A 19,864-nucleotide genomic window follows, 5' to 3' on the forward strand; every position below is an offset into this window, starting at 1 on the left:
TTGCTTCATAACCTTCCGGTGCTGTGAAATCAACTGTGTAGTCGCCGTTTTCTAGACCAGTAAACTCATATTTACCGTTCGCATCTGTAACTGTCGTTACTGTTGATCCGTCTGGTTTTGTCAATGTCACTGTTACACCTTCGATACCCACTTCATTTGAGTTTTGGATGCCGTCTTTATTGCTGTCTTCCCATACATAGTCGCCTAAGTTGTATGTCGCTGGAACTGGTTCTGGTTCAACAACTGGTTTGAAGAAACCGCTGTCGATTGTGTAATCATCAGCATTATTGATGACAACTGTAGTTGTTGTACCATTTGAATCAAGCGCTGTTAAATCGCCTTGATTTACAAGTGTTGCTTCATAACCTGCTGGCGTTGAGAAGTTAACTGTGTACTCACCGTTTTCTAGGCCAGTGAATTCATATTTACCGTCAGCGCCTGTTACTGTTGTTTCAGTCGTGCCGTCTGGTTTTGTCAACGTTACAGTTACGCCTTCGATTCCTACTTCGTTAGAGTTTTGGATGCCGTCTTTGTTGCTGTCTTCCCATACATAGTCACCTAAGTTGTATGTCGCAGCTACAGGTTTATAGAAACCAGAGTCGATTGTTAAGTTATCCGCACCATTAATTGTTACAGGTACAACTAAACCATTTGAGTCTACAGTGCTATCTGTTCCAGCATTTTGTGTAGTCGGAACATAGCCTTCTGGTGTACTAAATTCTACTGTATAATCTCCGTTATTTAAATCTGAGAATAAGTAGTTCCCATATCGGTCTGTTACTGCTGTATTGATAATGTTACCGTTAGCATCTTTAAGAGTAACTAACACGTTTGAAATTGGTGTTTCTCCACTATCTTGAATACCATTTTGGTTAGTATCTTCCCATACATAGTCACCTAGTCTATAAGTTTCAAGTGTTCCGTCTCCAGTACCTGAACTATTTTCAATTACAAAGCTGTTATCAAAGAAATAGCTTGCTGTGTAACCAGATTGATCTGTTGCATAGAGAGTCGCTCTAGTTGTTAAATTTGAACTATAAGTCGGATCGAATTGTGAATCCATAACTACTACATACGGATTATCAATCGCACCGAAATTAATAATCATATCACCATTTGCATTTGTATAAATACTTCCGTTATTTTGGAAACTTTGTGCTAAGTCTTGGTAACCTGCAGCTTCAAAATCATAGCTATCAGGTAATTGACTTGGGTCTGGAACTTCATAAATATGGAAAGTTGTATAGTCAAAGCCAATTAGCGCATTACTGTTACCGTCTTTTGGAGCCATAACTAGAGCTGCACTGCTTAAGTTTAAATCAGTTGGGTTGACATAAACCACTTCAGTAAAATCGTTAGTTGTATTTGTCGCATCAACATTTGTAATCATTGAATCAACGTATGCCGGATAAACCCCATGTTCGTGTGAATCATATGCATATGTGATTTGTGTATTAAATGTTTCACCAGCTAAGTTATAAGTTAATGGGTATGTTCCATAATCTTTCGCTGTATTACGATCCGCAAACTGCGCTAAACTAAAGCTCCCTGATACATCTTCTTTATCATTAACCCAGTCAGTAAAGGTATAAGTTAAAGTTTTAGTAGTTGTGTCGTAAACACCGTTTGCAACTACATATCCTGATGGTGATAATAACTCAGTTGTGAATTGATTGTTAGTATTTGTATAATCTAGTTCCCCATCCATATTTGCATATGTTGGCATTTGTACAGTGAAATAGTCTCCACCTTGCACTGTTCCATTAACAGTATAATCTGCATTCAATCGGAAATTACCACTTTGGTTAGGGTCAATCTGTTCTGTTGAGATTGTAGGATTTGAAATAGTAACTAAATCATTTACATTCGTACCTGTTGCTGCTGCTAATGTTGTGAATGTTGTTGGTGATGCTGACATTAAACTTAATGAACGTGACATTGGTGTTGTTTCAGCTGTCGTTTGAATTGTGTTTGCATCTTTATTATCAGAAGATTGTTGCAATAATTTGTATGTTGCTAGTTCAGGTGAATCAGCACTTGTAACACCAGCTTGTGCAGCTAAATCACTTGATTGTAAAGATGTATCTTGAGTAGTACCTGTACCTGCATCTGTAGTTGTATTTGAATCAGCAGCTGCAATGACTTGTTGAGTCGGTTCAGTAGATGAGACAGTATTTTGTTCAGCACTTGGTTCAACTGTTGATTTATCAACCGTTTGGTCAGTAGAACCTTGAGTAGTTACAGGTTCTTCAGCTGTTTGAGCAGAAGTCGTATTTGAAGTGCTTGATGTATCTGCTGATTTTTCTTGTGTTGTAGTAGTTGGTTCTTGTGCAGAAGATGTAGGTGCATCTACTTTATCTGAAGTCGATGATTGTGATGATGTATCAGAAGTTGATTTTTCTTGTGTTGTAGAAGTTGTTGTATCAGCTGACTCTGGTGCTGATTGTGATGAAGTATCTTTTGTTGTCGATGATGTATCTGTTGAAGATGCAGTTTGAGAAGAAGTTTCTTGTTGTGGAGCATCTGACGTAGTTGTTGTATTTGTATCATTATTAGTTGTTGTATTTTGTTCTGGTGTTACAGTTTCACCAGTTGTAGGTGCATCTGTAGTTTTTGTATCAGTTTGTGGTGTTGTTGATTCAACAGGTTGGTCAACCGATTGGTCAGTTGATTGATCTGTTGTGTTTGTTTGTGTTTCTTGTGTCGGTGCAGTCTCTTGAGTTGGTGCAGCATCTTCTGTTGGTTGTGATGCTGGATCACTAGTCGAACTACCTGACGTTTGGTTACCAGTAGAATCAGTTGTTCCTTCTGCAGCTCTTGCTTCGTTACCAATTCCGAACAATAAAGTTGCTCCAACGATAATAGAAGCTGTTCCTACAGTGAAACGACGGATCGAATATTTATTTTGACGCCTTGCGTCAAAGCCTCGCGAATGTGAATTATTTCTCATATTAAGATATAACCCCTTTCCAAAAATTAAAAAAATTTCCCTTGTCCAATTGTTACGTATATTGTTTACCACTTACCTAAGTTTTCAAAAAACTAGTATAAATAGATAGTATCACAGTTCCAAACAACTTTGTATTACTATTGATTTATTTTTCGTAAATTTTATGGAACAACGCATTTCAACAACAAAAACTTAACTGCATGAAATTTTTTGGTTGAATGTATAATTATGTTAATGAAAAATCATCTGTAAGTTGGTCGAATCCACACGATGCAATTGAACTCAATTTATTTTGTTTTTATAAATTATCACTCTGATTAGAGTTAATTTACTCTACAGTTTCCAAAATAATCTCAATAATAAAGCGTTTACAAATTTAATAACCTCTTAATATTTGTCACAATTTAGACACATTTAGATGATTTCTTTTGTATTTTTTGATTTAAATGTCCTAACTTTGACAAATTAAATGTTGTAAAACATCCCTTTCACATAAAAATCTTCACTTGCATATCCTCCCGCACAAATGTAAACTTAAAACATTAATAAGTTTACATATTGAATTTCACTATAAAGGAGATCTCGATTATGCAAATTGCACAAGATATTTTAAATGGCAAATCACTCACTAAAGAAGAAGTCTATAATTTATATACAGATGTATCTATTGATACGATGACATTATTAGATGAGGCTTATGCTATTCGAAAACATTATTACGGAAAGAAAGTAAAACTGAATATGATTTTAAATGCGAAGAGTGGTATCTGTCCTGAAGATTGTGGGTACTGTGGTCAATCAAGGGATATGAAAAGAAAAGACCGTTATGCTTTGATTCCTGAAAATGACATTGTGGCTGGCGCAAATGCTGCTGCTGAACATCAAATAGGTACATACTGTATTGTGATGAGCGGTCGTGGTCCTAGTGATAAAGAAGTTGACCATATCACTTCATCAGTGAAACAAATCAAACAAACGCATCCTGAATTAAAAGTTTGTGCATGTTTAGGCATCGCAAATGATGATCAAGCACAACGTTTAAAAGATGCAGGTGTTGATCGTTACAACCATAACTTAAATACAAGTGAAAATTATCATGATACTGTGGTCACAACCCATTCCTATGACCAACGTGTGAATACTGTAGAAATTATGAAAGCACATCATATTTCACCTTGCTCTGGCGTTATCTGCGGCATGGGTGAAACAGATCAAGATAGAATTGATATGGCCTTTGCCTTAAAAGAAATTGATGCAGACAGTATTCCTATTAATTTCTTACATCCTATTCAAGGCACAAAGTTCGGAGAGATGGACGAACTTACACCTATGAAATGTTTACGAATTATTGCTTTATTCCGTTTGGTTAATCCAACTAAAGAAATTAGAATTGCAGGCGGACGTGAAATCAACTTACAATCACTCCAACCTTTAGCATTACTAGCAGCTAACTCAATTTTTGTAGGTGATTACTTAATTACAGGTGGTCAGCCGAATGAAATGGATTATCGCATGATTCAAGACTTAGGTTTTGAAATTGATCACAGTAATTTACCTGAAGATACTGCCGAACAAATCACACAAAAATTAGAAGCATAATAGTAGATGCATAAAAAAAAGACCTGAGACTGTTATCGTTGTCTCAGGTCTTTCTTATTATGCAACTCTCTCAGCAGTATAAATACTACGTGTTTCCCACTCGCCAGTTTGTGGATTATAATCATCACATGTAATTAATGTTAATTGATCTTTTTTCTTTTTCTGTTCAGCTAACACACTAATTTCAGTAGGTTTTACGTCTTTAATCTTTGTGATTTTATATTTACGTGTTTCTTTGCCGACCTTAAAAGTGACTTTTGCACCTTTTTTTACTTTGTGTAAATTTGTAAATTGATAGTTGCCTGATGTATTTGTATGACCGGCAATCGCTATGTTTTGTTGATCTAATGATTCATCCTCTTCGGCTAAGCTGACACCTCTGTTTAATTGTTCAGGCGTTGCTTCACCAGGATAAACCGCTTCTTTAATATTCACACTTGGTATATCAATATACCCTACCAATTGTGATTTATCTTTAGGAACTTGCGGCACTTCTTTTTTCTCTTGTTTTTTTGAGGCTTGTTGTTTATCGTATTGTTCTATTTTCGCTTCATTTTCTTTACCAGCTATAAAGTGATTGATTTGTGGTTTAAACACCATAAAGATGCCCGCTAAAATAAGTACGACACCCACTAATGTAAATAACCGTGATTTCCATTTACCCATTATAAACCTCCTAATTCAGTTCGACTCATGCTGTGAATTTCATTCATTATAACATGGTTTTCAATATTCATATAGAGCAATGCGCTCACTAGCAATCACAATAAAAATGTTATACAATTAATTAGATAACAAACTATTTTCAAGGAGAAAGACGATGTGGAATTTATTTAAAGGAATCGTTTTTATATTAGCACTTATCGGAACTTACAAAGTATGGCAAGAAGGCAATTATTTAACTAACTTCCTACATTTCTATGGTCAAATTTTTAATGGTACTTTCTTAAGTCAAATTCAACAATGGTCAGATAATCAACCTTTACTTCAAAACCTTAAATATTATACTGAACAACTTCCTTCATTAGATGAAATCAAAAATTTTCTACATTTAACATAAAATCATCATTTATAAAGCCTGTCACTTACTTTATAAATGATGATTTTATTTTATTGTTGCTTATGGTGTTTCAACTTCATAGATTCTTTATATGCTGCATCAGCACTTTGAAAATGCGGACTGCGAGGAATGACTTTATTTTCGACAGCTGTCTCATATGCGCCTAACTTTTGTGCTTCTGTTTTCTTCGGATCATTAAAGAATGCTTTTAATTGTTTTTCTGTTGTTATACCTTTGACTTTATATTTTTGTGTTGCTGCTGCCTTCGCATCATTCTGCATTTCAGCTTTAATCGTATACAAACCTGAACCCACTACTAACAAAAATAATAATGTACCGATGATTAAATTCTTCATCACTTCACCTCTAGGTATGAATTTCAAAAATATTATAAACCTAACCCTAGAACACACTCCACTTTAAACTTACTTGTTCACTAAATCTACTTATTTCATTTCTTTAAGATGCACCAAAAGTGAAAACTTTACCCTTTACATATAGTAATTGTACCTAGTATAATAAATATATCTTACATTACATGAAAAAGGATGATTATTAATGTCACAAGTTTTATATATCACTGCACACCCATTAGATGAAATGGTTTCTAACTCAATGGCAGTTGGAAAAGCTTTTATTGATACTTACAAAGCAGAACACCCTGAAGATGAAGTCGTTCACATCGACTTATTTAAAGATGAAGTACCTGAAATCGACGCTGAAGTATTTTCAGGTTGGGGTAAATTACAATCTGGCGAAACATTAACTGATTCAGAACAACAAAAAGTTAACCGTTTAACTGAACTTGTAGATCAATTCGTAGCGGCAGATAAATATGTTTTCGTTACACCAATGTGGAACTTATCATTCCCTCCTGCAGTTAAACGTTATTTCGACGCAGTCGCAGTTGCTGGTAAAACATTCAAATACACTGCTGAAGGTCCACAAGGCTTATTAACAGATAAAGCAGCATTGCATATCCAATCACGTGGCGGCTACTACAGCGAAGGTCCAGCAGCTGACTTTGAACTAGGAGACCGTTATATCCGCACTATCCTAGCATTCATGGGTGTACCTGATATTAGTTTAATCGCAATTGAAGGTCACAATGCAGAACCAGAAAATGCAGAAGAAATTAAACTAAATGCGATTCAACAAGCAGAACAATTCGCAAAACAATTTTAATCATATAAAAACGGGCAACCTTAATGGCTGCCCGTTTTTTATTATTTATCTTCGTTTTTCTTTTCTAATTTTTCTTTTTGCTTTTTCGCTTGCTCTTTAGTTTCGTCTACTACGCGTCCTTGGATTGAACCTTTTTTCTCTTCAGCCATAATATAGCCTCCTTTAGTTATGTTTTGTCTTATATCAACTAAACAAACGGTTGAATTTTATAACCGTACTTATTATATTACCCAAAAGAGAATTGAATCACACATATTTATGCTTTTTCATCTTCAAATTGCTCAAAATAATTTTCATCTAAGTGATTCAAATCTAGATGTTCAATCTGTAACGTTGTATGATGTAAGCCATACTTTGTTTTTAATAATTGCTCTAACTGGTTGATGATGCGATATGCATCCTGGCTATCTTTACTATCTAATACCACATGTGCAGATAATGAATACTGATCAGAAGTTACACTCCATAAATGGAATTCATGCACATCTAAAACATGTTCTGCTTTTTTCATATCATCCATGATTTGATCGACATCTAAACCTTCTGGCACAGATTCCATTAAAATCATCCACGCATTTTTCAAAATTTTATAACCACCATTTAATAAAACTGCTGAAATGACAATACTTAAAATCGGGTCAATCATTTGAATACCAGTCAATTTAATTAAAATCACTGCTAAGATGACACCCACTGAATTTAATAAGTCACCAAAGAAATGCCATAATGCACTTTGAATATTGATATTTTCTTCAGATTTTAAAGAATGATACAGTAACCACGTTAATACAATATTAACGATTAAACCAATTACCGCAATCACTAACATTAGTCCACTTTCAATTTCTCTCGGGAAAATCATACGCATAATAGCTTCATAAAAAATCCACAGTGAAATCACTACAAGTGCCAGTCCGTTCAAGAAAGCAGCGATAACTTCGAACCTTAAAAACCCATAAGTAAAACGGTCAGTCGGCTGCCTGCTTGATAAATAAATTGCGACCATTGATAACCCCAGTGCTAAAACGTCACTGAGCATGTGGAAGGAGTCTGATAAAAGTGCCAGTGAGTTCGACACAATACCTCCTATAAATTCAACAAATGTAAAGAATAACGTAATAATTAAAGATAACCACAGTGTTTTCTTAGAACTTTGTTGAATTTTGCGATGTTCCACATGATGAAAATAATAGGTTCTAGAATAATTTCTCGCCATTATTTTCTTCTCCCCCTTCTTGCCATTGTTTCTTTTCTATCCATTGACAATATATCCCGTAATTAACTTTATACTTCACACTAGTATATCAGTCTTTAATCGTGGTGTACGCCCCACAAAGCAGTTTCACATGTTTTAATAATACGTTTTAATACCGCAATACGCGCTGTTTTCTTATGATCAGCTGGCACAACATACCATGGTGCATTATGAGTATCGGTTTTTTGAATCATATCCGCACTGGCTTCTAAATATAAATCCCACTTTTCACGGTTGCGCCAATCCTCATCCGTAATCTTCCATTGTTTATCCGGATTTTCTTCTCTAGCTTTAAAACGTTCTAACTGAACATCTTTATCTAAGCTTAAGAAGAATTTTAACAGAATTGCTCCTTCATCTGTCCACATTTTTTCAAAGTCATTAATTTCATGATAAGCACGTTGCCATTCATCCGTTGTCGCAAAACCTTCTACACGTTCTACCAGTACACGGCCATACCAACTGCGGTCAAAAAGTTCAATATGTCCTGTTCGTGGCATATCTCGCGCAAAACGCCATAAGTATTGGTGTGCAAGTTCAACATCTGTAGGTGCACTAATCGCATTGACTTCATAACCCGTCGGATCAAGTTTCTCACGAATGCGTTTAATATTACCGCCTTTACCTGCCGCATCCATACCTTCAAACACTAAAATTAATGGAATTTTTCGTTCATATAACGCAAATTGAATTTCTAACATACGTGCTTGAAGTTTTTCTATTTGTGTTTTGTACTCTGATTTACTGACTTTTTCTAATGGATTATCGAAAACATCTGTTGTATACCCTTCAGTAAATAAACCATCACGTGTTTGAACACGTTCGTGATGAGCTTTAATCGCTTTTTTAAGGCGTTTGATAATGTGTTCATACATTAAAATAGTAGCCGCTTCTCCATCCGTATAATCAATAATCTTCCAATCTTTTTGAGTTGGATCTTGAAGAATTTCACGCATTTCTTCAAGATAAATATCATCCGGAATAACATTTTCATATTCTTGTGCTTTCCATCTTGTAAGAGGATTTTCTTTCGTTTGTCTAATATGTTCTTGGCGTTTTTGTTCATCAATTTCAATATAAAATTTAATGATTTCATATTGGTCGTTTTCAAGCATCGTTTCAAAACCATCAATTTGATCACGCAATACATGATAATCTTTGTACTGTAAATGCTTAATACCATTTACTTTGTAATCAATATAGTGCGCATACCAGCTACGGAAATAAATATTAATATCTCCTTTGCCTGGTAATGTGTTCCAATACTTTTGTAAGAATTGGTAACGTAAATTTTCTGGTGTCGGTGATGCGGTCGCAATAAAGCTCGAGTATTTCGCATCCAAAGTTAATAATAATTCATTAGATAAACGTGTTTTCCCTGCTGCAGGTACACCCTCGAAAAGAATCATCACTGGAATTCCTAATTGATGTGTTGTTCTTGTTAACTCAGATGCTTCTAACTCTAGGTCTTTAATCTTAGTTGACATTATTCTCACCCCATTTTTAAACTTACTTATAAATTAACATTTTTTACGCTTGAAATGGACAAAGGAGTAAAATTCCACCAGAACAAAAGCTATGTAAAAAGCGACCTACTTTACCAGTAAGTCGCTATGATTCCAATTAGAAGTTGGCATCACTTAAAATTTTATCCATTGAAGCATCTACACTGCCTTCATACATTGGACCGAATTTCACTAAGTGTACTAATAATAAATAGAATTTATAGAATTCAATACGTTGATACGCACCTTCATCTAAAGGATAAGCTTTATCATAAGCTTCATAGAATTCTTCTGAGAAACCACCGAATGTCGTTGTCGCTCCTAAATCGAATTCACGATCGCCATACATTGGAGCTGGATCAAAGAGTGCAGGTTCACCATTTTCTAAGAACATATAGTTGCCGCCCCATAAATCACCATGTAATAGCGATGCTTTACTTTTGTGATTGTCTAATGCATTCACAATCACTTGACGTACATTATCAAATTTATTCAATTGATCGACGTTCCACAATCCTTTTTCAACGACCACTTCTCTTAAATGATCCAATCTGCGATTCACAAAGATTTCTTTCCAAGAATCTGTCCATTCATTATTGAAAGAAATATCTCTGCCTTCATAAGGATGGTCGTAGCCAAAACGTTTGTCTGGATTATGGAAATCATGCAATTTTGCGACCAATTTACCCAGTTCTGCTTGGCTGCCTCGTGGTCCCTCTTCTAGCCAACTTAATACTAAATAAGCATCTCCATCAATTTCACCATTCGCAATCACACGCGGTGCAGTAACCTCCGCATACTCAAAATCTTTCAACCCTTCTGCTTCTGCCGCATAGAAGTCATAAGAAGTATTCGGTTGTACTAATAAGAAGAAAGTTTCATCATTTTCAGTATCAATACGATATGCATCATTCACGTCACCGCCTGCGACAGGTACAATATCTTTAATACCTGAAATCGGTAAATTTTGTTGCCATAACTTATCCATTATTTCTTCCCCCGTTCTAAAATGTCTCATACATAATATATACCACTTATCTTATAATTATAACTTGCTTTTATTAACCCTCTTCTTAGGAACATGACTTTTGTTTATTTCTTTTTACAATAGCGTGTTATTCAAAATAACAATCTTTTTTGCAGTTGCTTTTATGCTATACTAATGACAAATAATTGGAGGGTGAAATCCTAAATGAAAAAACTTCTACATCGTTGGTTTATTCAAGGTCTAAGTTATATGACCTTAGGCCTATTCGGTTCACTTATTATCGGTTTAATCTTACAAACTATCGGTAAACAAACTTTGTTTCCTGTTTTAAATTTACATTTTTTATCTGAAATCGGCACAGTCGCGATGGGCTTAACAGGTGCCGCAATCGGTGGCGCCATTGCCTATGGTTTAGGTGCACAACCTTTAGTTGTCTTTTCTTGTATCATCGTCGGTTCTCTCGGCTATGACAAGTTTGGCGGCGGTGCAGTAGGTGCCTTCGTTGCCACTTTAATCGCCACTGAATTAAGTCGTTTTTATGCAGCTAAAACGAAAATTGACATTATTATCTCACCATTACTTACTTTAATTGTCGGTGGTGCAGTGGCTAAATTTATTGGACCATTCTTAAATGACTTTATGGTGTCACTTGGTAAAATGATTATGCTTGCGACTGATCAACGTCCGCTTGTGATGGGCATCTTAGTCGCAGTGATTTTCGGTCTAGCTTTAACAGCACCGATTTCAAGTGCTGCTTTAGCTTTAATGCTAGATTTATCTGGTTTAGCCGCAGGTGCCGCAACAATCGGTTGTTGTGCACAAATGGTCGGTTTTGCGGTAACGAGCTATAAAGATAATGGCGTCGGCGGTATCATTTCAGTCGGTATCGGTACAAGTATGTTGCAAGTACCGAATATCTTAATGAACCCCGCAATACTTATTCCACCGACACTCGCAAGCGCAATTGTCGCTCCAATCATGACGACACTCTTCCCAATGACTAATAATGCGGCAGGTGCAGGTATGGGAACGAGCGGTTTTATTGGACAGATTATGACGATAAATACCATGGGTGCTTCACTTCACACTTGGATTTTAATCGGTGTTTTCCAAATTGCTTTACCTGCCATCGTCAGCTACTTGCTTTATAAAGTGTGTCGTAATGCAGGATGGATTAAAGATGGTGATCAGAAAATCCATATTGGTGACAAACGCACTTCAAATTCGTAAACACAATTAAATATACATCATAAAAATAACGTTCTATCCTGATTACTTGGATAGAACGTTATTTTGTATTTACACTAACTTACTTAGGAAATTCAGTTATTCTGTTTCAACACCTAATTCAGATAAATAGCTACGTCCAAATTCAGGCATTGGTACATTAAAGTTATCTGCGATTGTCGCACCGATAGAACTGAACGTTGTATCACCGCTAAGTTCATGTGCTTGATCTTTTAATTTAGGACTATAGAACAATACTGGAATATATTCACGCGTATGGTCTGTACCAGGCGCAATCGGATCATTACCATGATCTGCAGTAATAATGACTAAATCATCTTCTTGCAGATTTTCAAAAAGTTCTGGTAGACGTTCATCAAATTCTTTGATTGCTTGCGCGTAACCATCTTTATCACGACGATGGCCATATAACGCATCGAAATCTACTAAGTTTAAGAAACTGAGTCCAGTAAAGTCATGTTTAACAACTTCAACAAGTTGATCCATACCATCCATATTATTTTTTGTACGTACCGCTTTCGTTACACCTTCACCATCATATATATCATTGATTTTACCAATTGCGATGACATCGTAACCATTATCCTTTAATTCATTCATGACAGTACGACCAAATGGTTTCAATGCATAATCATGGCGATTTGACGTACGTGTGAAATTACCTGGTTCGCCCACATAAGGACGTGCAATAATACGTCCAATTAAATATTTAGGATCTTTCGTTAATTCACGGACCTTCTCGCAGATATCATAAAGTTCTTCTAAAGGAATGATATCTTCGTGTGCCGCAATTTGAAGTACAGGGTCAGCTGAAGTATAGACAATCAAATCACCTGTCTTCATTTGATGTTCGCCCCACTCATCAATAATCTGCGTACCAGAAGCTGGTCGGTTCGCGACTATTTTACGTCCTGTCATATCTTCAATTTCTTTAACTAGTTCATCTGGGAAACCTTCAGGATAAACTTTAAATGGCTGCATGATGTTTAAGCCCATAATTTCCCAATGACCTGTCATTGTATCTTTACCAACAGAAGCTTCGCTGAGTTTTGTATAAAAGGCTTCAGGATGTTCGACTTCATTAACAACTGGTAATTGATCAATATTACCTAATCCTAAACGTTCTAAATTCGGTAATTTTTGTTTAAATCCTTCTAATGTATGTTTTAAAGTGTGGCTGCCTTCATCGTTGAATGCGGCCGCATCTGGCCCTTCTCCGATACCTACAGAGTCCATCACAATTAAATGTACACGTTTAAATGGAGTTGTCATACTCATTCGCTCCTATCTTTCTTTATTTCAAATTTATTCAGTAATCACCGTATGAATCAATGTCGGTGCTTCACCTGTTTGCGCAATCGTAATATTATCATAGATTTTAGCTTTGACATCATCAATGGATTCCGTATTACTGTAAACTGTCATCAGGCTTTCGCCCTCTTCAACTTTGTCCCCGACTTTTTTATGCAGAACTAAGCCGACAGCTAAATCTATTTCATCTTCTTTTGTTTGGCGTCCTGCACCTAGCATCATAGACGCAATACCCATTTCGTTCGCCACAATCTCAGTGACAACACCGCTTGATTTGGCTGGAATGTCAATTTGGTATTTGGCTTGAGGTAATAATTCAGGATGGTCTACTACTTCTGTATTACCCCCTTGATTGCCTAAGAATGTGCGGAATTTATCTAAAGCCGCACCGCTGTCAATGGCTTCTTGAAGTAACGTACGTGCTTCATCTAATGTTTCAGCTTTACCGCCGAGCACGACCATTTGAGAACCAAGCGTCATTACAAGTTCAGTTAGATCTTCTGGTCCTTCACCACGTAATGTATCGATTGCTTCTTTTAATTCAAGCGCATTACCAATCGCATTGCCGAGTGGTTGACTCATATCAGAAATAATCGCCATAGTTTGTCTGCCGACATCATTACCGATTTTAACCATCGCATGTGCTAATGCTTTCGCATCATCTAACGTCTTCATGAATGCGCCGTTACCTGTCTTAACATCTAAAACAATCGCATCGGCACCCGCCGCAATCTTCTTACTCATAATAGAAGATGCGATTAATGGGATAGAATTTACTGTACCTGTCACATCACGCAATGCATAAATCTTCTTATCGGCCGGTGTTAAGTTACCTGATTGTCCAATTACTGCTAATTTATCTTCATTTACAAGACGAATGAACTCATCTTCTGAGATTTCTACATGGAAGCCATCAACCGCTTCTAATTTATCGATAGTACCGCCTGTGTGTCCTAATCCACGTCCGCTCATCTTAGCAACTGGTACACCCACTGCCGCAACGAGTGGCGCAAGTACTAATGTCGTCGTATCTCCTACGCCGCCTGTAGAGTGTTTATCAACTTTAATCCCTTCGATTTTGGATAAATCAATCATATCTCCTGAATGTACCATTGCCATGGTTAAAGCAGCACGTTCTTCATCATTCATATCTTGGAAATAAATTGCCATCGCAAGACTCGACATTTGATAATCTGGGATGTCACCATTCGTATAGTGTTCGACCATCCAATTAATTTCTTCAGTCGTTAATGCCTTGCCGTCCCTTTTCTTATCGATTAAATCCACCATTCTCATAATACTGTCACTCCTTCAAGTATTCTCTTTCATCTGTGCTTTGTGACACTTGCTTACTTATATTTTACCATGAGAATACATCAAAACGAGAATGAAATGAATAGAGAATGAGTCAAAATCAAAAACAATTATTTGCGCCAAGAATATAAATAACACAATTTCACAAGCTTGTGAAACATAGATTAAACTGCGTATTTCTAGGGAAAGTAGGTGTATAATAAAGTAAATTAGAAATTGGAAGTGTTTAGGGTATGGCAAAAGTGAAAATGCGAGCAATCATCAATAAAAAATATGGCAAACATGCCAAAGCAGAATTAAAAGAAATCAAACGACCTAAAATCAAAGACAATCAAGTGCTCATTAAAATACATGCGGCAAGTGTCAATCCGGTCGATTTTAAAATTGCGCAAGGCGGTAAAATGCGCCTCTTCTTTAATTATAAAACACCTTATATTATGGGACATGATTTTGCGGGGGAAATCGTGGAAGTCGGCAAGCATATTTCTGCATTCCAAGTCGGTGACAATGTCTATGGCTTAAAAGCAGGTGCTTTCGCAGAATATATTACGGCTACGCAAAACCAAATTGCGGCAATGCCAAATCACTTAAGTTATGAAGAAGCTGCTTCTATTCCTATGGCAGGTTTAACTTCTTACCAAGCTTTAAATGACGTCATGCATTTAACCAAAGATCAAAAAGTTTTAATCCAAGCAGGCTCTGGGGGCGTTGGTTCTTTTGCGATTCAATTTGCGAAAGTATTAGGCGCTTACGTTGCGACAACAACCAGCAGTAAAAATCGTGAGCTTGTCAAAGATCTCGGTGCTGATAACATCATCGACTACCGTCGTCAAAACTTTACTGATAGTTTAACCAACTATGATGGTGTTTTTGATACGTTAGGCGGCGAAAACTTATTTTCAGCATTTAAGATTTTAAAACCTTTAGGTAAAGTGGTTTCTATCAGCGGCATTCCTGATGCGCAAACCGCGAAAGATTTGAAACTCTCTTTATGGAAACGTTTCTTATTAAAATTTGCGGCCCGTAAAGTTCATCGTGCAGCACGCCAACATCACGCTTCATATCACTTTATCTTTACACGTGACAGTCGTTCACAACTCAACAAAATCAGACAATTGATTGAATCAGGTAAAATCAAACCTGTGTTAGACTTAACTTTTGATTTTGAAGAAACAGATAAAGCTTTAGAATACATTCAACAAGGCCACGCAACTGGTAAAGTGGTTATTCGTATTTCAAGATAACTTGAAATACAAAAGCAAACATAAAAACACCACATCACTTTTATCACAAACCTCAACCTTTGCGATAGAAATGATGTGGTGTTTCTTTATATACTTCAAATAATTATAGTTTATTGAATTGAAATTTCAGCGTCTTCTTCTGCGTCAGCACCATTATCAATATAAACATAAGTTCTGAGCGTCAACGCATCTGTATCTTTTTGGAATTCATAATTCTCTAGTGGAAATTCAAATGGTTTCTCCACTGTTTGTGCTGCTTCAACGACTTGTTCACTATGAATTTCATAGACTTGTAAAACATTTTCCATTTCATCAAAGTCACTGTGTTCTGTTTCATTTTCTTTGTGTTCGATTAAAGATAATTTAATTTTAGAGATTTGTTGATCCGCATCTCCGCCTTTTAATACGACTTTACCTTTGATCAGTTCATTAGCATCAAACACATCTTTTTCTAAACGTGTTTCTACTGTTAATGCACCTACACCTAATGATGTTAAGATTTTTTCAAACATAGTATGCCCTCCTTGAAATGTTGTGAAGTTTTATCCTCTCGACTTATTTATCTCTTCCCTAACTTTAAGTCGTTTAATTCAAAAACTGATTCATTAGATTTGAACAACAACTTTATCTTAAAAAAGAATTTCATCTCATGTCAATCTATGCATATTGAAAAACAGACACATAGAAAAATTCATTCTAAGCGTCTGTTTTTTTGGTCTAATATTTATACACTAACTGGAGTGATACCTTTAAAGTTTACTAAGTCGTATGCACGTACAACTTCTTCTGTTGTCGGTTCGATTACACCTTCTAGTGGATATTCAAGTTCTAATGCTTCGTACTTATGCACACCAAGTTGATGATAAGGTAAGATTTCAAAGCGTTCTACATTCTCAAGTGAGTTAATAAATTCACCGAGTTTAATTAAATCTTCTTCATCATCAGTATAACCTGGTACAAGGACATGGCGAATCCAAACAGGTTGTTTTCGTTCTGACAACATCTTCGCAAATTTAATAATATGTTCATTAGGTTTACCTGTTAATGCGATATGTTTTTCATTATCAATATGTTTTAAATCAAGCAAAATCAAGTCAGTATACTCAAGCAAATTATCTAAATGGGAAAGAAATGCTTTTGTTTCATTCACACAGCCTGCCGAAGTATCAATGCATGTGTGAATATCTGCTTTTTTAAGCTCTTTAAATAATGCTTCTACAAATGGCATTTGAAGCAAAGGTTCGCCACCGCTGATTGTGACACCTCCGCCAGAGACAGTAAAGTAAGGACGATATGGAAGAATCTCATCCACTAATTCGTCAACTGTCGCTTTACGGGATGCGTCAGTCAAACCCCAAGTGTCAGGGTTATGACAGTACAGGCATCTTAACAAACATCCTTGCGTAAATATAATATAGCGAAGGCCTGGGCCGTCAACTGTCCCTAAACTTTCTACTGAGTGAATTCTTCCTTCCATAATAATCGTCCTTTCTTTTTGTTTCATGATCCATATTACTCTTATTTTTTATACGGCATACTTTTTATTCATAATAGGCATCAAGCCGCAATAAATGCGGCTTTTACCTTAATTACATTCTTTCGTGGAATGTTCTTGAGATAACATCTAGTTGTTGTTCTCTTGTTAATTTAATGAAGTTAACTGCGTATCCAGATACACGGATTGTTAATTGTGGATACTCTTCAGGATGTTCCATTGCGTCTAATAATGTGTCTCTGTTAAATACGTTGATATTTAAGTGGTGACCATGTTGCATTGCGTAACCATCTAATACAGAAACTAAGTTATGGTTTTGTTCCATATCTGTTTTACCTAATGATTTAGGTACGATACTGAATGTATTAGAGATACCATCTTTACAATATTCGTAAGGGATTTTCGCAACTGATGATAATGATGCTAATGCACCGTGTTCGTCACGACCGTGCATTGGGTTAGCACCTGGTGCGAATGGTTCGCCTTCTTTACGTCCATCTGGTGTATTACCAGTTTTCTTACCATAAACAACGTTTGAAGTGATTGTTAAGACACTCATTGTGTGTTCTGAATCACGGTAAGTTTTGTGTTTACGTAATTTTTTCATGAATGATTTTACTAATTCTACAGCGATATCGTCTACACGTTTATCATTGTTACCATATTTAGGGAAGTCACCAGTTGTTTCGAAGTCTACTGCTAAGCCATCTTCGTTACGGATAGCGCGAACTTCACCGTATTTGATTGCTGATAATGAGTCTGCAGCTACTGATAAACCTGCGATACCTGTTGCCATTGTGCGCATAACATCTGTATCATGTAACGCCATTTCAATACGTTCGTAGCTGTATTTATCATGCATGTAATGGATGATGTTTAGAGAGTTGATATAAACGCCTGCTAACCATTCCATCATTTGATCGAATTTCGCATACACTTCATCGTAGTCTAAGATTTCTGAAGTTACTGGTACGAATTCTGGACCTACTTGTTTGCCTGATTTTTCATCTTTACCGCCGTTGATAGCGTAAAGTAAAGTTTTCGCTAAGTTAGCACGTGCACCGAAGAATTGCATTTGTTTACCGATACGCATTGCAGATACACAACATGCGATACCATAATCATCGCCATAGCTTTCACGCATTAAGTCATCGTTTTCGTATTGGATCGCACTTGATTTGATACTCATTTCAGCACAGAAAGTTTTGAAGTTTTCTGGTAAACGTTGTGACCATAAAACTGTTAAGTTTGGTTCTGGAGCTGGTCCTAAGTTATCTAATGTGTGTAAGAAACGGAATGAGTTTTTAGTAACCATGTGACGTCCGTCAATACCTACACCACCGATTGATTCAGTTACCCAAGTTGGGTCTCCTGAGAATAATTCGTTGTAGTCAGGTGTTCTTGCGAATTTTACAAGACGTAATTTCATAATGAAGTGATCCACAATTTCTTGTACTTCACGTTCAGTGATGTCACCATTTTGTAAGTCACGTTCTGCATAGATGTCTAAGAATGTAGAAGTACGTCCTAAACTCATTGCAGCACCGTTTTGCTCTTTAATTGCTGCTAAGTATGCAAAGTATAACCATTGAACTGCTTCTTTGAAGTTTGTAGCTGGTTTGCTGATGTCAAAACCATACATTGAAGCCATTTCTTTTAATTCATGTAATGCACGGTGTTGTTCAGATAATTCTTCACGTAAACGGATTGTTGCTTCATCCATTTCAGTAGACATGTTATTGAAGTCTTTTACTTTTTCTTCAATTAAGTAGTCAACACCATATAATGCTACACGACGATAGTCACCGATAATACGTCCACGTCCGTATGCATCTGGTAAACCTGTGATGATACCTGCTTTACGGCAAGCTAACATTTCTTTAGAGTAAGCATCGAATACACCTTGGTTATGTGTTTTACGAATGTCAGTAAAGATTTTTTCAGTTTCTTTATCTAATTCATAACCGTATGCTTCACAAGCTGCTTTCGCCATACGAATACCACCGAATGGTTGCATTGAACGTTTGAATGGTTTTTCAGTTTGAACACCTACAATTTGTTCCGTGTCTTTGTTTAAGTAGCCTGCATCATGTGAAACGATTGTTGATGCAACTTTAGTGTCCATATCCCACATGCCGCCACGATCGCGTTCTTCTTTAGATAATTCCATAACTTGTTTCCATAAATCACTTGTTGCACGTGTTGGTGATTCTAAGAATGATGAATCGCCATTGTACATTGTGTAGTTCAATTGAATAAAGTTTCTAACATCCACTTCTGAAGTCCATTTGCCAGTCTCAAATCCTGCCCATGCTGATTGTTTTCTTGATTTTGGTTCAATCATTGATATCCCTCCATGGATAATGTGTATTTTAGGTTTATTGTTTGTTCACCTTTTCACATACTATTATACCTTTACTTGTGAAATAAATCACTAAAATATGAAAACGTTTTAATAAACATGTGTCAAGGTTGTGACTCTGTTAGATTAAGTGTTACATTCAAAAATCACTGTATTAGAACAGTAAATTTTTAATTGCAAATAAAAAACAATCCAGTAAAGCGTTATATGCATTACTGGATTGCCAGACTGTCGACAAAGTCCTACGGACTTGTCGGCATTTTTTATTTTTTAACATTTTACATAATAACCTTTTCCCCATTTCTTGTATAATGATAGTAATAAGATAATGAGGTGATAGTATGCTAA

At 36.2% G+C, this 19,864-nt stretch carries 16 protein-coding genes; 5 read left to right on the top strand and 11 right to left on the bottom strand.

Going from position 1 to position 19,864, the window contains the following annotated elements; all coding sequences use genetic code 11:
• The coding region (locus KRR19_RS11710; protein WP_216733646.1) for an SdrD B-like domain-containing protein at nt 1-2,950 on the bottom strand (2,950 nt) is incomplete at its 3' end.
• 588 nt (nt 2,951-3,538) lie between these two features.
• Between KRR19_RS11710 and bioB the strand changes: the two genes are divergently transcribed.
• Complete coding sequence (bioB, locus tag KRR19_RS11715) at nt 3,539-4,549, top strand: biotin synthase BioB (protein WP_156666710.1); 1,011 nt, start codon at nt 3,539-3,541, stop codon at nt 4,547-4,549.
• Between the two features lie 57 nt (nt 4,550-4,606).
• Here the strand turns inward: bioB and srtA are convergent, their stop codons facing one another.
• Nucleotides 4,607-5,215, bottom strand: a complete 609-nt coding sequence (gene srtA, locus KRR19_RS11720; protein ID WP_023015493.1) for a class A sortase SrtA — start codon at nt 5,213-5,215, stop codon at nt 4,607-4,609.
• A gap of 154 nt (nt 5,216-5,369) precedes the next feature.
• Here srtA and KRR19_RS11725 point away from each other — a divergent pair, with 154 nt between their 5' ends.
• A complete protein-coding gene (locus KRR19_RS11725) occupies nt 5,370-5,609 on the top strand; it encodes a hypothetical protein (RefSeq protein WP_156666711.1) in 240 nt (79 codons plus the stop codon).
• Nucleotides 5,610-5,659: 50 nt separating this feature from the next.
• On the opposite strand, the gene KRR19_RS11730 is transcribed toward KRR19_RS11725, so the two are convergent.
• Nucleotides 5,660-5,965, bottom strand: coding sequence for a hypothetical protein (locus KRR19_RS11730; RefSeq protein ID WP_002479843.1), 306 nt, complete (start codon nt 5,963-5,965; stop codon nt 5,660-5,662).
• A 202-nt stretch (nt 5,966-6,167) separates the two neighbouring features.
• On the opposite strand from KRR19_RS11730, the gene KRR19_RS11735 reads away from it, so the two are divergent.
• Entirely contained in the window at nt 6,168-6,794 is a 627-nt protein-coding gene (locus KRR19_RS11735) for an FMN-dependent NADH-azoreductase (RefSeq protein WP_002479844.1), read from the top strand.
• Between the two features lie 256 nt (nt 6,795-7,050).
• Here the strand turns inward: KRR19_RS11735 and KRR19_RS11740 are convergent, their stop codons facing one another.
• The 3 genes from KRR19_RS11740 to KRR19_RS11750 form a co-directional block, all read right to left on the bottom strand.
• A complete protein-coding gene (locus tag KRR19_RS11740) occupies nt 7,051-8,010 on the bottom strand; it encodes a cation diffusion facilitator family transporter (protein WP_002479846.1) in 960 nt (319 codons plus the stop codon).
• A gap of 95 nt (nt 8,011-8,105) precedes the next feature.
• Nucleotides 8,106-9,536 (bottom strand): phosphate--AMP phosphotransferase, encoded by a 1,431-nt coding sequence (locus KRR19_RS11745; RefSeq protein ID WP_156666712.1) that lies wholly within the window; start codon nt 9,534-9,536, stop codon nt 8,106-8,108.
• A 136-nt stretch (nt 9,537-9,672) separates the two neighbouring features.
• The gene (locus KRR19_RS11750; protein WP_107586995.1) at nt 9,673-10,542 is read right to left on the bottom strand and encodes a fructosamine kinase family protein; all 870 of its coding nucleotides are present in this window, start codon (nt 10,540-10,542) and stop codon (nt 9,673-9,675) included.
• A gap of 204 nt (nt 10,543-10,746) precedes the next feature.
• On the opposite strand from KRR19_RS11750, the gene KRR19_RS11755 reads away from it, so the two are divergent.
• The gene (locus KRR19_RS11755) at nt 10,747-11,772 is read left to right on the top strand and encodes a PTS sugar transporter subunit IIC (protein WP_002479849.1); all 1,026 of its coding nucleotides are present in this window, start codon (nt 10,747-10,749) and stop codon (nt 11,770-11,772) included.
• A gap of 96 nt (nt 11,773-11,868) precedes the next feature.
• On the opposite strand, the gene deoB is transcribed toward KRR19_RS11755, so the two are convergent.
• Both deoB and KRR19_RS11765 read right to left on the bottom strand, forming a co-directional pair.
• Nucleotides 11,869-13,062 (bottom strand): phosphopentomutase, encoded by a 1,194-nt coding sequence (gene deoB / locus KRR19_RS11760; protein WP_002479850.1) that lies wholly within the window; start codon nt 13,060-13,062, stop codon nt 11,869-11,871.
• 33 nt (nt 13,063-13,095) lie between these two features.
• Nucleotides 13,096-14,397: a pyrimidine-nucleoside phosphorylase gene (locus tag KRR19_RS11765; RefSeq protein WP_002479851.1), complete on the bottom strand. Its 1,302-nt coding sequence runs from the start codon at nt 14,395-14,397 to the stop codon at nt 13,096-13,098.
• 266 nt (nt 14,398-14,663) lie between these two features.
• On the opposite strand from KRR19_RS11765, the gene KRR19_RS11770 reads away from it, so the two are divergent.
• Nucleotides 14,664-15,659 (top strand): NADP-dependent oxidoreductase, encoded by a 996-nt coding sequence (locus KRR19_RS11770; RefSeq protein WP_031262648.1) that lies wholly within the window; start codon nt 14,664-14,666, stop codon nt 15,657-15,659.
• 110 nt (nt 15,660-15,769) lie between these two features.
• Here KRR19_RS11770 and KRR19_RS11775 read toward each other — a convergent pair whose 3' ends face one another.
• The 3 genes from KRR19_RS11775 to pflB form a co-directional block, all read right to left on the bottom strand.
• The gene (locus KRR19_RS11775) at nt 15,770-16,171 is read right to left on the bottom strand and encodes a sporulation protein (protein ID WP_002479853.1); all 402 of its coding nucleotides are present in this window, start codon (nt 16,169-16,171) and stop codon (nt 15,770-15,772) included.
• A gap of 212 nt (nt 16,172-16,383) precedes the next feature.
• Nucleotides 16,384-17,139, bottom strand: a complete 756-nt coding sequence (pflA, locus tag KRR19_RS11780; RefSeq protein WP_057510118.1) for a pyruvate formate-lyase-activating protein — start codon at nt 17,137-17,139, stop codon at nt 16,384-16,386.
• A 109-nt stretch (nt 17,140-17,248) separates the two neighbouring features.
• Nucleotides 17,249-19,498 carry a formate C-acetyltransferase gene (pflB, locus tag KRR19_RS11785; protein WP_105978391.1) on the bottom strand — a complete coding sequence of 750 codons (2,250 nt, stop codon included), beginning with the start codon at nt 19,496-19,498 and terminating at the stop codon, nt 17,249-17,251.
• Between the last annotated feature and the right edge of the window lie 366 nt (nt 19,499-19,864).

Origin of the sequence: Staphylococcus sp. CWZ226 (assembly GCF_018986355.1) — a bacterium.
GTDB lineage: Bacteria > Bacillota > Bacilli > Staphylococcales > Staphylococcaceae > Staphylococcus > Staphylococcus simulans.

Coding starts and splice junctions, on each gene's coding strand:
- KRR19_RS11740 (WP_002479846.1), bottom strand. CDS start 8,010: ATGGCGAGAAATTATTCTAGAACCTATTATTTTCATCATGTGGAACAT.
- deoB (WP_002479850.1), bottom strand. CDS start 13,062: ATGACAACTCCATTTAAACGTGTACATTTAATTGTGATGGACTCTGTA.
- KRR19_RS11735 (WP_002479844.1), top strand. CDS start 6,168: ATGTCACAAGTTTTATATATCACTGCACACCCATTAGATGAAATGGTT.
- bioB (WP_156666710.1), top strand. CDS start 3,539: ATGCAAATTGCACAAGATATTTTAAATGGCAAATCACTCACTAAAGAA.
- KRR19_RS11750 (WP_107586995.1), bottom strand. CDS start 10,542: ATGGATAAGTTATGGCAACAAAATTTACCGATTTCAGGTATTAAAGAT.
- KRR19_RS11725 (WP_156666711.1), top strand. CDS start 5,370: ATGTGGAATTTATTTAAAGGAATCGTTTTTATATTAGCACTTATCGGA.
- KRR19_RS11745 (WP_156666712.1), bottom strand. CDS start 9,536: ATGTCAACTAAGATTAAAGACCTAGAGTTAGAAGCATCTGAGTTAACA.
- pflB (WP_105978391.1), bottom strand. CDS start 19,498: ATGATTGAACCAAAATCAAGAAAACAATCAGCATGGGCAGGATTTGAG.
- KRR19_RS11775 (WP_002479853.1), bottom strand. CDS start 16,171: ATGTTTGAAAAAATCTTAACATCATTAGGTGTAGGTGCATTAACAGTA.
- KRR19_RS11770 (WP_031262648.1), top strand. CDS start 14,664: ATGCGAGCAATCATCAATAAAAAATATGGCAAACATGCCAAAGCAGAA.
- srtA (WP_023015493.1), bottom strand. CDS start 5,215: ATGGGTAAATGGAAATCACGGTTATTTACATTAGTGGGTGTCGTACTT.
- KRR19_RS11755 (WP_002479849.1), top strand. CDS start 10,747: ATGAAAAAACTTCTACATCGTTGGTTTATTCAAGGTCTAAGTTATATG.
- KRR19_RS11730 (WP_002479843.1), bottom strand. CDS start 5,965: ATGAAGAATTTAATCATCGGTACATTATTATTTTTGTTAGTAGTGGGT.
- KRR19_RS11765 (WP_002479851.1), bottom strand. CDS start 14,397: ATGAGAATGGTGGATTTAATCGATAAGAAAAGGGACGGCAAGGCATTA.